Consider the following 14,944-nt stretch of genomic DNA (forward strand, 5'->3'; position numbering starts at 1 on the left):
TATGTTAACAAAATTAAAAAACAAAATTGAAGATGGAGTTTCCGAAATTGGAAATATAAAATTAGAAGAATTTGGAATCTATTTTTCAAACAAACCGCCCTACTTTCCAGAAGGAATCAATATAATAGAAAATAGAAATGAAAAATATAATCTAATTTTTACAGAAAGAGGTAAAATTACATCTGAGATTTCTAATCTAACTGATGACGAAGTGGCTTATCAAATTTTAAAAATTATCATTGAGATTGTTTCTTCACAAGTGATTGATGAAAAAAATGCGGATGTAATAGAAAGATTAATTAAAAGAAACGAATTTGATAAAGTTAGTCAATTAGTTGAGGAGACACAGGGGAAGAGGTATAGATACGGAAAGGAGCTACTGCAAAAAATTAATCCTCTTTATGCTTTATGGTATGAAAGCGAGCATTATAAATAAATCTTATCATAATCATATATATAATCAGATAGCCATTCAGATCAAAAGAACCTGGGACAAAAGTCCAACCTCAAATATAAAAAGCGAACAAAACTAGTTTTCTGGTAATCAGAATTCTGCTTTGTTCGCTTTTCGTATTTAATTATAGATTTGAAGGGCTTAATAATTAAGATTTTTAAAAATTGAAATCTTTTTGTCCCAAACTCTTTTGGTATTATTCCCCTCACAATTCTTCCTGATCGATTTTATGGGCTGTTCGGTAGGCTTGGTAAAAGATAAAGACAGCCAGAGCAGTCATGGCAGGTACGATGATTGGGATATCTGTTTCGATAGCAGTCAGCGGTGAGTTCCAGAAGAAGTGGAGAACGAAGGCTGATAGGAAGTAGAAAAGCCCTGCTCGGAAGTATTTTTTCTGAGTTTTAGCATAGCGCAGCATGAGAGCTAGACCGAGAGTGGTTAGGGCGGTGTAGAGCCAGTGAGAGGCAACGCCGCCAGTGATGCGGCCTAGGATACCAGAGATAGTGAAGGAGAAGCCTTCGGGCAGGTCAGAGAGGATGTAAGAGAAGTCCTCGCTAATCTGAAAGCCCATGCCAGCCGTAATCCCCAGCATCAAGAAGGATTTGAGCTTTTTGACTTGGACTAGATAGACAGCGAAGGCAACTGCCAACAGCTTGAGGGGTTCTTCAACCAGCGGAGCTGCGATAGCATTTTCTAGGTCGCTGAGCAGAGTATTTGGGAAGCTCGTGCTGACCCACTCGTGGATATAGGTGTTGGCCAAGCCAGAGGTCCAGCCAGAAATGAAAAGGCCACCTAGCAGAGCTACCCCAAGACTAAGTGCAGGCGTCTGCCATTTTTTTCCCAGTTGACGAATCAAGAGCAGGGAAGGAATGATATAGAGCAGGGCCAAGAGGGCTGATAGTCCGACAATCCCATAGGAAGTGCCTGACATACTGCCAGTTGTATAGGCTTGTGTCTCGTATTCTAAGCCAATCGCGCTCAGAAGGAGAAAAGTGAAAAGAACAATATTTTTCTTCATAAGTAACTTTCTAAAATTTTATTTTCATCCTAGTATAACAAAAAAATCCTAAATAAAACCAATTTAAAAACTGGAAATTAAGGGCTGGTATAATACTTTACTTGCCAAACTGTCTCTTTTTGTTTATATTAGTTCTATAAGGTTTCTTGGAGGCGTTTGCATGACGAAAGATCTGTTGAGGTTGAAATTGCTGGGAAGTCCGAGTGTCTTTCTCAATCAGGAGGAAGTCTTTTTTCCTTTTGCCAAAATCAATGCTCTGCTTTACTATCTTCACATCAATGGAGCAGTCAATCGGGAGGAGATTGCAGGAATCCTCTGGGAAAATAAGGATAATCAGACCGCCAAAAAGAATCTGCGCAACACGATTTATCAAGCTAACAAGCTACTAGGTGGGGAATGGGTTGTCGCTCCCAACCGGACTGTGCTGTCGCTTAATCCCGAGTGTGCGATTGAAAGTGATGTAGAATTTTTTACGAACCATCCTGCGAAGCATCTGTCTCTTTATCAGGGTGATTTTCTGCAGGGCTTCTATCTCAAGGACAGCGAGGCCTTTGATTACTGGGTGTCTAAGATACGGACGCGATATGAGCAACTTTATATCCAAGCCTGCTACCAACGGCTTGAAACGGAAAAAGACCAGCTAGATTTGGAAGAGGCTGAGCGGAATTTGCATCGCTTGATCAGCATTGATGAGTTTGATGAGAAGAACTACCATCTGCTCATGAAACTCTATCAGGATCATGATCGGCCTGGCAAGGTGATAGAGACTTATTATAAATTGGTCAATATTTTGGATAAGGAACTGGGCATTAGTCCTACGGAACCGATCCAGCAACTATATCATGAGGTGCTTGCTAAGGACCGTAGCGAGCGTAAGACCAAGCAGTTTCTGCGCAATACGGATCACTTTTTCGGGCGGGTCGATGAAATCAAGCGTTTGGAATCTTACTTTTCTAAGGTGATAGAGACTCAGGAGGCGCGTGCTCTGGTCCTAGTCGGTGGTACTGGTATCGGAAAGCGGACAGTGACTCGTCAAGTACTGGCCAATCAGACCAAGTATTTCCAGATTGTCATGGCTGAGTGCTTCAAGGAAGAGATGAAGGCAGAACTCCAGCTTTGGCGTGGTTTGCTGGACGGTTTGGGGGATTTGGTCATTCAGCACCAGATTCTCTCTATCAGCCAGTGGCAGGTCATTTTGGAGAGTTATTTTCCCATTTTGACAGGCGGTACTTCCGGTCTTCAGTTGGATGCGGACAAGCTGGCTCAGTTTGTGGTGGATATTCTGCAGAAGATTTCTAAGAAAAAAGCTTTGATTGTCTTGATTGAGGACTGTCACTGGATGGATGAGGCTAGCGTTACTGTCCTAGAGCAAGTTATGAATCATTTGACCGGCTATCCTGTGGCCTTTGTGCTGACCAAGCATCTGAGCACCCCTTCTTATTTGGAACATTTTTTCAATCACCTGCTGGTACGCAATAAGCTGGGCTTTATTGAACTGCAGCCGCTGAATTTTAAGGATAGTGCAGCTTACTTGCAAGCCCAGACAGGTCACTTAGCCATATCTGAAGAAGGCCTTGAGGATATTTATCGAGTTAGTCAAGGCATCCCTTTCTTCTTGTCGGAATACGCTGAGCAGCTCCTGCGGGGAGAGAAATTTCATCCGCTGACTCCGGCCATCAAGGCTAAGCTGTCCTTGAAGCTGGATTACCTGAGCAGTCAAGAAGAGGAGTTGGTGGACTATCTGGCTTGTTTTAGGGCTCCTGCGTCGGTTTCACTCTTGGCTAGGTTATTAGGCCTTTCGATGGAAGAAGTAGTCGAAATCACTGAGGAGTTTGGACAGAAGCAGCTATTGATGGAAGAGGAGCAGGGCGAGGACTTGGTAGCGCGGTTCAGCCAGGAGCTTTTGAGGATTTACGCCTATGAGCGCTTGTCATTGGCCAAGAAGCGAATGCTGCATCACCAGATTGCCCAAGGCATGGAAGACCAGCTGGGAGACTCTCTCTATCATGCTCAGCTGCTCAATGAAATCGCCTATCACTACAAGCTGTCCAAGCAGCCGATTAAGTCTCTGGAGTACGAGCTGCATTATCTTGAGGCTACCCTGCAGTTTCATCACGAGCTCTTTCCAATTTATTCGCGGGAGTTTGGTTTTATCGAAAAGACGGATGATAGCAATCAGTCCGCAGTTTTAGACCAGTTTGACCGTATCCGTCGGGAGATAGAGGGCTTAGAGAGAAAACATCAGAATCACAAGGATTTTCAGCTATTGGTTCTCCGTTTCCTCTATCTAGAAGGGCGCTATGCTATCCGGACGGGGAATTACCAGCAGGGAATGGACAATATCCAGCAGGTGATTATTTCAGCCAAGGAGCTGCAGCAGATGGAGTTTCTCCTAGAAGGCTATCGGCAGATGATTTATTACTGCATCCAGACGGAGAATATCTCTGAGATGCGCTATTATACGGAGTTGGCTCTGGATGCATCGGTCCAGGCCAACAATCACGAGGCCATTGCTATCAATCTCCGGCTCAAGGGGCTCTATCATCTCATGATTGGAGATGAGGAGCAGTCGCTTCACCATCTCTACCAGTCTATTGATTGTTTCAGCTTGACGGCTTCGCTGCGTTCCAAGTACTCGATTCAGATTGCGGCGGCTCTAGACTATTTGGCGGAGATTGAGCAGATTCGCGGAAATTTCACGACTGCGCTGACCCATCAGAAGGAGGCCATTAAGCTGACGGAAAATAAAACAGCAGAGCCTTCGATTTTTGCTTTCTACATCGGCTTGGGTATGACCTATTATCAGCTGAAAGATTATGAGCAGGCGGAGCGGATTTTCCTCAAGGCTAAAACAGCCTTGAAGTCCCTCAGTTTCCCTTGGAAAGAGACCCAGTTGGAAGTGTATTTGGCCTTGATTGGCTGTGAGAAGAGAGATTATCTGCCTGTGCTTGATCTGCTGCGGAAAAAGGATAGCCTCATTAGTCGCTATGGCAATCCGCGGGACAAGGGGCTGATCTACTATCTGATGGCTGTGATTAAGTATCGCCTGCTGACTGGCAGCTTGCAGGAAGCAGGCTTTGAAGACTTGCTAGATCAGGACTTTGAGACCTACTATGAAACAGCCAAAAGCCAGCTCAATCCCTACCGTGATCGGCACCAGCTCAAGGAATTAGAAAACTTACGCCAAGGTCTGTATCAGGCATTAAGCACAAAATAAAAGAGGATGAAAGCAATGTTCATCCTCTTTTGATGTTTGTAATGAAGTTTTTAAATGCCTATCAGTCATGTGCTTGCGCCCAGACTTGGGTCAGGTAAAAGACAAAGCTGGCTGCCAGATTAGCCGTATGGTTGTCTATATCGTGAGGCGGAGAGACTTCGACGATATCAAAGCCGATCAGCTTGCCTGAGGCAGCGATGTGCTGGAAGACCAAAACAGCTAGATTGGGATCCACACCGAGCGACTGAATGGCACTGACACCAGGCGCCGCACCAGCTGCAAAGCAGTCAATGTCAATGGTCAAATAGACCTGCTCCTTGCCGGCCAAAAAGGCATCGACTGCCTTGCAGACTTCCTTGTAACCCATTTGGTAAATATCCATTCCAGTCAGAAACTGGATAGCCTTGGATTTTGCCACAAAGTCAAAGAGAAAGAGATTGTTATTGTGCTCCTGAATCCCTAGGATAAGGTAGTTAAAGGCCTGCTTCTGAGCCAGAGTGTCATCGAACATCTGGCGAAAACCGGTACCAGAGTTAGGACCAGTCTGGTCATAGGGACGCAAATCAAAGTGGGCATCCATATTGATAACGGCCAAGTCTTGGTCAGGAGCTAGTGACGACTTAAGTCCCAGATAGTGGCCGTAGGCTGTTTCGTGGCCGCCACCTAGGACAATGGGCCGGAGATTGAGCTCTCGCAGGCGTTTGACTGCTCGAGCCAAGCTTTGCTGCAGCTGCTCCAGAGAGCGGTTAGGACCGTCAATATCGCCAACATCAAAGACGCGGACGTTTCTGCCAAGATGCCAAGGAAGTTTGGCCAGCTGAGTTCGGATAGCTTGTGGCCCTTCGACAGCCCCCACTCGGCCGTGGTTGATATAAACCCCTTTGTCACTCTTGAAGCCAATCAAGGCAAAGTTGACGCCGTCAAAGGGTTTTAAGTTGGGGTCATTTAAGTCCAAAAACTCAATAACCATCCCCCATTTGGCAGCATATAAATCATCATCTAGTCTCTTATGATAGTAGCTGTTATCTAGCTGATAGTAATCTTCTAACATGATTTTGTCCTTTTCCATAACGATACTTGCGACTTTATTATAAGAGTTTCCGCTAAGCCTGTCAATGACTTTTGGCGGGAAAAGAAGCCCAGCTGAACGAGAGCGGGCTTCTTAGGTTAGCTTTTTTACAGAGTCATCAGCTTTAGAATTGAATGGTCAAGTCCACAGCCTTTTCAACGGCTGCTAGGAATTCTTCGTTTTCAATCAGCTCAGAAGCCTTGTTGAGCTCTTCATAGATTTCGATATCCTTGTCGAACTCGATAAAGCGGACATGCTGACGGAAGAGGTCGTAGGCCGGCTTGGTTCCTTTACCCAGTTCATGGTTTTCTGGTTTCAGATCCAGAGCTTGGCAGGCGGCCATGATTTCTGTTGCCACGATGCGGCGAGAATTCTTGAGAATTTCAGCTGCCTTGCGTGCTGCAGTAGTCCCCATGCTGACAAAGTCTTCTTGGTTTTCACAAGATGGGATAGAGTCTACGCTGGCTGGATGAGACAGAACCTTGTTTTCAGAAGCGAGCGAAGCACAAGCATACTGGGTAATCATAAAGCCAGAGTTGAGTCCTGGGTGTTTGACCAAGAAGGATGGAAGCTTGCTCAGTTGACTGTTGACCAGACGTTCCACACGACGCTCGGATACATTTCCGATTTCAGAAATAGCAATGCCGAGGAAGTCGAATGGCTGAGCCATTGGTTCTCCATGGAAGTTACCGCCTGAGATGACATGACCTTCCTTGGTGATGATAGGGTTGTCTGTAACGGAGTTAATCTCAATCTCAACCTTGGTCTTAACATAAGCGATAGAATCCTTGCTAGCACCATGAATCTGCGGAATACAACGCAAGGTGTAAGGGTCTTGGACCCGTTGTTGAGTGGCTACGGTCGTATTTCCACTGCCTTCCAGCAGGTTGCGGATATTGCGGGCTGTAGCTAGCTGTCCGCTCTGAGGTCGAATGGTATGCAGGTCTTCTTCGAAAGGACTGGTAATACCATTATGAACTTCCATGGAAAGAGCGCCAGCGACATCTGATAATTTAAGCAGCTGGATGGCATCGTAGGTAGCCAGAGCTCCGATACCTGTCAGGACAGTCGTACCGTTAATCAGTGCCAACCCTTCCTTAGCTGCTAGAGCAATTTTCTCGATACCGGCTTTGTCTAAAGCTTCTTGTCCAGAGAGCAATTCACCTTGATAGTAAGCGCGCCCCAGTCCTAGCATAGGCAGAACCATATGAGCCAGAGGAGCCAAGTCACCAGAGGCACCGAGAGAGCCCTTTTCTGGAATAAATGGCACGACGCCTTTATTGAGCAATTCCAGGAGCTTTTCGACAGTAGAGAGACGAATACCAGAATAACCTTTGACCAAGGAATTAATCCGGATTAGCATGATAGCGCGGACGGCATCTTCAGGCAGGGGATCGCCATAGCCTGAAGAGTGCGTACGGATTAGGTTTTCTTGCAGTTGAGTCGTATCTTCTGGTGAGATGCTGACATTGCAGAGAGAGCCAAATCCGGTTGTAACACCGTAGACTACCCGCTTTTCGCGGACGATGTCATCCACGATTTTACGGGAAGCTTCAACAGCTTCCTTTGCTTCTTGGTTGATTTCGCAGGTGGCTCCATGACGGGCTACTGCGATGACGTCTTCTAAAGTAAGGTGTTCGCCATCCAAATTGATTACATGTGTCATAAGATTCATTCTCCTTCTTGTTCAAGAACTTTATTTTTACAAATCAGTACTATATAGATAAAGTATACTGCACTGGCGATAAGGACACCGATGAGGCCGTAGACATAGTTCATTGGGTTTTCACCCCAAATCATGACGAGGCTGACTAGAACCGCCAAAATTGGAATTACTGGACCAAATGGAACGCGGAAAACTACTTTCTTGTCTGGATATTTCTTTCTTAATACTAGTACAGCTAGAGCAGTTGGGATGTATTGGAAGAAGCGGAAGACCACGCTGAGAGCTGCTAATTCTTCAAATTTACCAGAGAAGAGCAGGACGATGGCCAGGATTCCTGAAATAATAATGGCAACTATAGGGGCATTTTTAGAGTTGGTTTCTGCAATTTTCTTAGGAAGCAGACCTTCATTTGCGATAGCTGCACCATAACGTGGAACCATGATAGATTCCCCGATGTTAAGTCCAGCAATAGAAATCAGCGCTCCGATAGAAACAATCCATGCTCCAACAGGGCCAATCATCTCTACAAAGGCGTCTTGTACAGAGGCATCTGTTTGCAGGATACGGCTGCCTAACATGGCGATAGTTCCTGCGATAATCAGCATATAGAGAACAGAGACAATACTGATAGAGCCCAAAATAGCCCGAGGTACATTCTTTTCCGGATTGCGCATTTCACCAGCAACGATAGACATGGTTTCAAATCCGATAAATCCGTAGAAGATATAAATGGCTGTACTAGAGATAGCTTTCATGATATCTACGCCAGGTTCTAGCTGAAGAAACGGAGTGAAGTTTCCTTTGTCAATTCCTCCTTTGATGAAGAAAATCGCACATAGACTGAAAGCGACAATTGGGATGAGCTTGGCTACGGTTGCGGTCAAGGTGAACATTTTGGAAGTCTTAAGACCTGATATATTCATTAGACTGAGCAAAATAATCAGGCTCACACTGAGCAGAAGTTCATAGGGGGCAAAGGATTTAAAAGTAATAACAAAAAGTCTCGCAAATCCTGCTGCCATAGCAGACCAAGCGATGATGGTAACCGCCCAGCCTAGGAAGCCAACATTAAATCCGACAAAGTCTCCAAAGGCTGCTTTGGAATATTGGAAAGCTCCGCCGTTTTTATTAAAATAACCTGCAGTTTCTGCTAAGCAGACGGCTAGGAGAATAACGAGGAGGGCAGTTCCAAGCATGACAGCTAGAGAGGCAGGACCAAGTCCTTTATAAATCTTTTGCGGTAGGAGGAAAATCCCTGATCCGATAACGGCATTGATACCGTAGAGAGTTGCACCGGAAAAGCTGAATTTCGCTTTTTCCTGTTCTTGTTCTTGTGCAGTGAGTTTAGTTGCATCCATAATAATGTTTCTCCTTTAGAGATATGGGATCCTTTCCAAGTAAAGATAGAATGGTGACAAGGCATCATGGTATCTTTACTTAGTAGGGATGTGGGTCAAACCAGCCCATATAGCAAGAGACGCACCCTTTGGCTGGTTACTCGAAAACATTATATGCAGCTCAGTTTCCTGAGTCTCTTTTTCCACTATCAGAAGCTGCTCTGCCTCTAGGTTAAGTGCTGGCAGGTTTGTTCCCGTCACCGTCAGATCCTCTAAGGCATAGATAAATTGAATTTCGTCATCTCGGCTAAGCTCTTGCCCATTTGAGATAGCAATCATCTGTCCCTGATAATGGTTGCTGTAGATTAAGTTAAAGTCGGTACAAGTTCCACGACTTGTGATAGAATCACTCCCTTCAAATACATAAGGAGTAAAGGGAGCTAGAACCGTTTCCTCCTGCCGGCTGGCATTGTGGAGATGGAGTGTGTGGTCTAGGCTCATGAGAATGCGGTGAAAGCCGCTGAGGTCAGAAAACTGACTTTCAGCCAACTCCACAGTCGCTGTCGAGAGCCGATAGTCAAATTCCCGCTTGCCATAGTGGCCAGTTGGCGGGGAAAGATAAAGCTGTTTTGTCTTTCCCCCCGACCAATCGGAAACTTGAAAATCATTTACTCTTAAAAGGGTTATATGTGTCATTTTTGGTATTTATTAGAACAAACCGCTGATATTGCCATCTTTGTCAACATCGATCTTTTCGCTGGCCGGCACTTTAGGCAATCCTGGCATGGTCATGATTGCACCAGTAAGAGCAACGATAAAGCCTGCACCAGCAGAAACTTTGAGCTGGCTGATAGTCACGACAAAGTCTTTAGGTGCGCCCAGTTTCTTAGCATCGTCTGAGAAGGAGTACTGAGTCTTAGCCATACAGATAGGATAGTTGGAGAAGCCCAGCTCTTCCAGTTGTTTGAGCTCGCGTTTAGCGGCAGGAGTCAGGCGAACGCCCTTGCCTCCATAGACCTTAGTAACAATTTTGTTCAGCTTGGTCTCAATGGAGTCCTCTTCATTATATACAAATTGGAAGTGATTGTCTCCTTCGGCCAGTTCCACGACTTTTTCAGCCAACTCTTTACCACCGGCTCCGCCATTCGCCCAGACGTCGGAAATCACGACGTCAACTCCACGTTTTTGGCAGGCGTCATAAACTGCTTGCAATTCTGCTTCGGTATCCAGCGGGAATTTATTAATAGCAACGACAGCTGGCAGTCCATAAACATCTTGAATGTTTTCCAGATGTTTTTCCAAGTTTGGCAGACCATCTACAACAGCTTGGACATTTTCTTCAGCCAAATCACTCTTAGCCACACCACCGTGCATCTTGAGAGCGCGGATAGTAGCAACCAGAACTACAGCCGATGGACGAAGACCAGATGTACGACACTTGATATCAATGAATTTTTCAGCACCGAGGTCAGCACCGAAACCAGCTTCTGTGACTGCATAGTCGCCATATTTGAGAGCTAGCTTGGTAGCTAGGACACTGTTACAGCCATGAGCAATGTTGGCAAAAGGTCCACCATGAATCAAGGCTGGTGTGTGTTCCAGAGTTTGAACCAAGTTTGGATGGATAGCGTCTTTGAGGACAGCAGCCATAGCGCCACCAGCTTTCAGATCCTTGGCAGTTATTGGCTTGCCTTCAAAGCTGTAACCAATGATGATCTTTTCCAAACGGTTCTTGAGGTCAGTGATATTTTCCGACAGACAAAGAATAGCCATAACCTCAGAAGCAACTGTGATGTCAAACCCATCTTCACGTGGAACACCGTTGACCTTGCCCTGCAAGCCATTTACGATGTGGCGAAGTTGCCGGTCATTCATATCCACTGCCCGCTTCCAAGTGATGCGGCGAGAGTCGATGCCTAAGGCGTTGCCATGGTGGATGTGGTTATCAATGAGAGCCGCCAGCAGGTTGTTGGCAACACCGATGGCGTGAAAGTCACCAGTGAAGTGGAGATTGATGTCCTCCATGGGTACAACCTGGGCGTGACCACCGCCAGCAGCTCCGCCCTTGATACCAAAGACAGGTCCGAGTGAAGGCTCCCGCAGAGCGATAACAGCTTTTTTACCGATAGCAGCCAAAGCATCGACCAATCCGACAGAAGTCGTGGTCTTGCCTTCTCCTGCTGGTGTTGGAGAAATAGCTGTCACGAGAATCAGTTTACCGTCTGGTTTGTCTTTTAAGGCTTCCAGTTGGCCGGCACTGATTTTTGCCTTGTAATTTCCATAAAGAGACAAGGCGTCTTCAGCAATTCCTAGCTTTTCTGCCACCTCTTTGATGGGCTTCATTTGAACCGAATTCGCAATTTCAATATCTGATAAAACCATATTGTTACCTCTTGAGAAAAGAAAGTCCATTCATGGGAAAGAGTGGGCTCCTCTTCCGTTTATCTATTAGACAACTTTCAAAATTTCTTGATAAATTTCATCGGCTAGAGAGCAGCCTTTTTGGAGGAGTTCTTCACCCTTGCTGCGGTAGTCTGCGACGAATGCTTCATCTTTGACACCTGACAGGTTGATGAGGACATTGAGCCAAGCCCCTTGCAGGCCAGCCTTAAGGTTGAGAGCTGCTACCCCCAGGTCGCTGGCAGCATTGGTATTGGACTTGCCGACAGCCTTTTGAGTCGTTTGCAGGGCAGCCAAGATATCTTCCATCATACCATAAGGTGACTTGGTCGCTTCCTTGAGAGCTTGCTGCATAGCTTCCCGACGAGCAGCCTTATCTTCCTCTGTTTCCTTAGGCATATCAAAGACGGCGGAGACTAGATTGAAGGCTTCAGTGTCCTTGTCAATAGCTGCGAGTAGGCTTTCTTGCAGGCGGGCACTTTCTGCGTGTACTTGAGCAATTTCTGCTTCAAATTCTGCGTATTTTTTCTTGCCAAGGGTTAATTCGCAAACCATCTTAGTCAGGGAAATACCGTTGGCTGCGGAAAGAGCAGCGGCAGATCCGCCTCCTGGTGCAGGAGCATCTGAGCCTAGGACTTGGGCAAATTCTGTCAAACTTAAATCTACTAATTTCATAGGTTTCTGTCCTCCTAGCCCAGCAAATGGTTTTCCAGAACTTGCTTGCCGTAGTCAAAGTCTTCGATTTGCAGATAGTATTCTGCTGCATCAATCAAAGCCTTGGCTGGAGCCAAACCGATGACTTCTGAGCCGAGGATACCAACTCCATAGCGTTTAGCTTCAAAGCGAACTGTTTCAAAGACACGATAGAGTGGGAATTTTTCCAGATTGACCATGTTGATAGAAACCTGAGCAATGTTGCGGTCTTCCAGCATTACACCGATAGCTTTACAGTACTTGTAACCACCGCTTGATCCACGGATAATTTTGGCAATATTGTTGGCAATTTCCAGATTGTCTGTATCCAAGTTGATGTTGTAGGCGATGAGCGGCATTCTAGCACCAACAGCAGTAACACCAGCAGTTGGGTGAATCTTTCTTTCACCGTAGTCAGGTGCCCAGTCAGCTTCCAAGAGTTTTTCTGGCATGCCTTCAAACTGTCCTTTACGAACCTTAGCCAAGTTCTTACGCTCTGGGCGAGTCGCTGCATCTTCATAGAGGAAGATAGGAATACCGAGCTCACGGTTGATCCGCTCAGATACTGTCTTCGCAATTTCTACGCATTCCTCACTTGTGATGTCCTTGATAGGTACAAAAGGCAGGACATCAGTTGCGCCCATACGAGGGTGTTCACCCTGGTGCTTGGTCAAGTCAATGTTTTCAGAAGCATATTTAACCAAACGGAAAGCAACTTCCTGAATGTTTTGATCGTCGCCGACCAAGGTAAAGACGCTGCGGTTGTGGCTGGCATCAGAAGAGTGGTCCAAAAGTGTTACGCCTGGCACGCTCTTAGCTGTTTCCACTAGACCGTCAATGACCGCTTGGTTGCGGCCTTCAGAAAAGTTAGGAATACATTCAACAATTTTTGACATAAGATATTACCTCGTGTTATATGTTATTAAAATTACAAAGTGAATAAAGTGGAACTTCCAGCTGAGCTAGATGTGAGATCTAGCTCAGTTCAGAAGTTGGGGGAATTTTTTCTTATTTAAACAATTTCTTAACAGATTCTTTGACCAAATCTTCGTCAGTCAGGAATGGAATGGTGATGTGGTCTGTTCCTTCATGGAGACGGTTGTACTCGATAGCTGTTTCGATAGCATGCTCATTGCGAGCCCAGTTACGACGTGCAACTCCGCCGATGGTATCCCAAGCGATAGCAGATTTGATGATTTCATCAATGCGTTCGCTGCCGTCCAGTACCAATCCAAAGCCACCGTTGATAGACTTACCGATACCAGTTCCACCACCGTTGTGGAGAGCTACCAGACTCATACCGCGAGCTGCGTTACCAGCATAACATTGCACAGCCATGTCGCAGGTAACATTAGATCCGTCCTTGATATTAGAAGTTTCACGGAATGGTGAGTCCGTACCAGATACGTCGTGGTGGTCACGGCCGATCATGACAGGGCCAATCTTGCCTTCGCGGACTAATTCATTGAACTTGAGGGCGATATTGACACGGCCCATACAGTCTTGGTAGAGAATCCGAGCCTGAGTTCCAACAACCAACTGGTTCTTTTCTGCATCGCGGATCCAGTTGTAGTTGTCGCGGTCTTGGTAGCGGCGGTTAGGGTCAATTACTTCCATAGCTGCATGGTCAGTAGTTACCAAGTCTTCGTGCTTACCGCTCAGACATACCCAACGGAAAGGACCATAACCATAGTCAAAGAGCATTGGGCCCATGATATCTTCTACATAAGATGGCCAGATAAAGCCGTCTTTGTCATCAAAGCCATTCTTAGAAATTTCCTTGATGCCAGAGTCATAGACTGCCTTCATAAAGGCATTACCATAGTCAAAGAAGTAGGTGCCGTTGTTAGTCAAGGTCTTGATTGCCTTGAAGTGATGTTCCAATGTTTCATCAACCAACTTAGCAAAGGTTTCCTTGTCTTCAGCTAGGAGACGTGTCCGCTCTTCAAAGCTGATGCCAGCCGGACAGTAGCCACCGTCATAGACGTTGTGACAAGAAGTTTGGTCAGACAGCAAATCTACATGGATATTGTTCTCGTTGACATATTCTAAGAGGTCTACGATGTTACCATGATAGGCGATAGAAGTGGATTCGCCAGCTTCCAGAGCTTTCTGAGCCAAATCGATTGCTTCTTTTGGACTTTCAGCCAATTGGCTAATCCATCCTTGGGAGTGACGAGTTTCAATCCGAGAATAGTCTACTTCTGCCACGATTGCTACAGCTTTAGCAATTTCGGCTGCTTTCCCTTGAGCTCCACTCATGCCACCTAGACCAGAAGAGATAAAGAGTTTACCAGTCAGGTCGCCATCATCAGCTACACCTAGTTTCAAGCGTCCAGCATTGAGGAGAGTGTTGAAAGTACCATGGACGATACCTTGAGGGCCGATGTACATCCAGCCGCCGGCTGTCATTTGACCATAGTTGGTCACGCCCATTTCTTCTGCAATTTCCCAGTCCTTCATGTTGTCGTACTCACCGACCAAGAGGCCATTAGTGATGATAACGCGAGGTGCTTCTGGTTTGGACTTGAAGAGTCCGAGTGGGTGGCCAGATTCCACGACCAAGGTTTGATGGTCGGTCATGATTTCCAAGTATTTCATGATGAGGTTGTACTGCATCCAGTTAGCGCAGACAGATCCAGTTTCCCCATAAGTAACCAATTCATAAGGATAAAGGGCGATTTCAAAGCTCAGGTTGTTGTCAATCATGACCTGCATAGCCTTGGCTGCGGTACAGTTCCCTTTATACTCATCAATTGGTTTGCCGTAGATGCGTTCTTTTGGACGCCAGCGGTAGCCATAAATCCGTCCGCGAGTTTTCAGTTCTTCCAGAAATTCTGGAATCACTTCCTCATGGAATCTCTTTGGAATATAGCGAAGGGCATTTTTAAGAGCAATTTCGGTTTGAGCTTGAGTCAAACGGAAGCCCCGGTCAGGTGCTCGACGAATGCCTTCTTGGAAAACTGTTTTTTCAGGCAGTACATCGTCTAATTTGACGGTCATTGCTGCTGCAATTTCATTTTCGCTAAAGTATGACATGAAAAATCCTCCTTTTAGTCAAGTGTAAAATATCTTTCTCCTACATTCTAT

General features: G+C 45.8%; 11 protein-coding genes. 2 read left to right on the top strand and 9 right to left on the bottom strand.

The features are described from left to right. The first annotated feature begins 1 nt into the window (after window position 1). A complete protein-coding gene (locus RYK49_RS01310; RefSeq protein ID WP_314830341.1) occupies window positions 2-436 on the top strand; it encodes a hypothetical protein in 435 nt (144 codons plus the stop codon). Between the two features lie 223 nt (window positions 437-659). Here the strand turns inward: RYK49_RS01310 and RYK49_RS01315 are convergent, their stop codons facing one another. After that, on the bottom strand, window positions 660-1,472 hold the full coding sequence (locus RYK49_RS01315) for a PrsW family glutamic-type intramembrane protease (protein ID WP_314830342.1): 813 nt from the start codon (window positions 1,470-1,472) through the stop codon (window positions 660-662). A 160-nt stretch (window positions 1,473-1,632) separates the two neighbouring features. Here RYK49_RS01315 and RYK49_RS01320 point away from each other — a divergent pair, with 160 nt between their 5' ends. Beyond that, window positions 1,633-4,689: an AAA family ATPase gene (locus RYK49_RS01320; protein WP_314830343.1), complete on the top strand. Its 3,057-nt coding sequence runs from the start codon at window positions 1,633-1,635 to the stop codon at window positions 4,687-4,689. Between the two features lie 61 nt (window positions 4,690-4,750). On the opposite strand, the gene hutG is transcribed toward RYK49_RS01320, so the two are convergent. From hutG to RYK49_RS01360, 8 genes are all read right to left on the bottom strand, one after another. Continuing rightward, window positions 4,751-5,740, bottom strand: coding sequence for a formimidoylglutamase (hutG, locus tag RYK49_RS01325; RefSeq protein ID WP_314830344.1), 990 nt, complete (start codon window positions 5,738-5,740; stop codon window positions 4,751-4,753). 142 nt (window positions 5,741-5,882) lie between these two features. Then, the gene (gene hutH / locus RYK49_RS01330) at window positions 5,883-7,424 is read right to left on the bottom strand and encodes a histidine ammonia-lyase (protein WP_314830345.1); all 1,542 of its coding nucleotides are present in this window, start codon (window positions 7,422-7,424) and stop codon (window positions 5,883-5,885) included. 5 nt (window positions 7,425-7,429) lie between these two features. Further along, a complete protein-coding gene (locus RYK49_RS01335; RefSeq protein ID WP_002898305.1) occupies window positions 7,430-8,782 on the bottom strand; it encodes an APC family permease in 1,353 nt (450 codons plus the stop codon). 75 nt (window positions 8,783-8,857) lie between these two features. Then, the gene (locus tag RYK49_RS01340; protein ID WP_314864650.1) at window positions 8,858-9,457 is read right to left on the bottom strand and encodes a HutD family protein; all 600 of its coding nucleotides are present in this window, start codon (window positions 9,455-9,457) and stop codon (window positions 8,858-8,860) included. Window positions 9,458-9,469: 12 nt separating this feature from the next. Continuing rightward, window positions 9,470-11,143: a formate--tetrahydrofolate ligase gene (locus RYK49_RS01345; protein WP_072073425.1), complete on the bottom strand. Its 1,674-nt coding sequence runs from the start codon at window positions 11,141-11,143 to the stop codon at window positions 9,470-9,472. A gap of 66 nt (window positions 11,144-11,209) precedes the next feature. Continuing rightward, window positions 11,210-11,836 carry a cyclodeaminase/cyclohydrolase family protein gene (locus RYK49_RS01350; protein WP_061584968.1) on the bottom strand — a complete coding sequence of 209 codons (627 nt, stop codon included), beginning with the start codon at window positions 11,834-11,836 and terminating at the stop codon, window positions 11,210-11,212. 14 nt (window positions 11,837-11,850) lie between these two features. Then, window positions 11,851-12,750 (bottom strand): glutamate formimidoyltransferase, encoded by a 900-nt coding sequence (gene ftcD, locus RYK49_RS01355; RefSeq protein WP_314830347.1) that lies wholly within the window; start codon window positions 12,748-12,750, stop codon window positions 11,851-11,853. A gap of 112 nt (window positions 12,751-12,862) precedes the next feature. After that, the gene (locus RYK49_RS01360) at window positions 12,863-14,893 is read right to left on the bottom strand and encodes a urocanate hydratase (protein WP_314830348.1); all 2,031 of its coding nucleotides are present in this window, start codon (window positions 14,891-14,893) and stop codon (window positions 12,863-12,865) included. Window positions 14,894-14,944 lie beyond the last annotated feature (51 nt).

This window comes from uncultured Streptococcus sp. (genome assembly GCF_963525625.1).
Taxonomy (GTDB): Bacteria; Bacillota; Bacilli; order Lactobacillales; family Streptococcaceae; genus Streptococcus.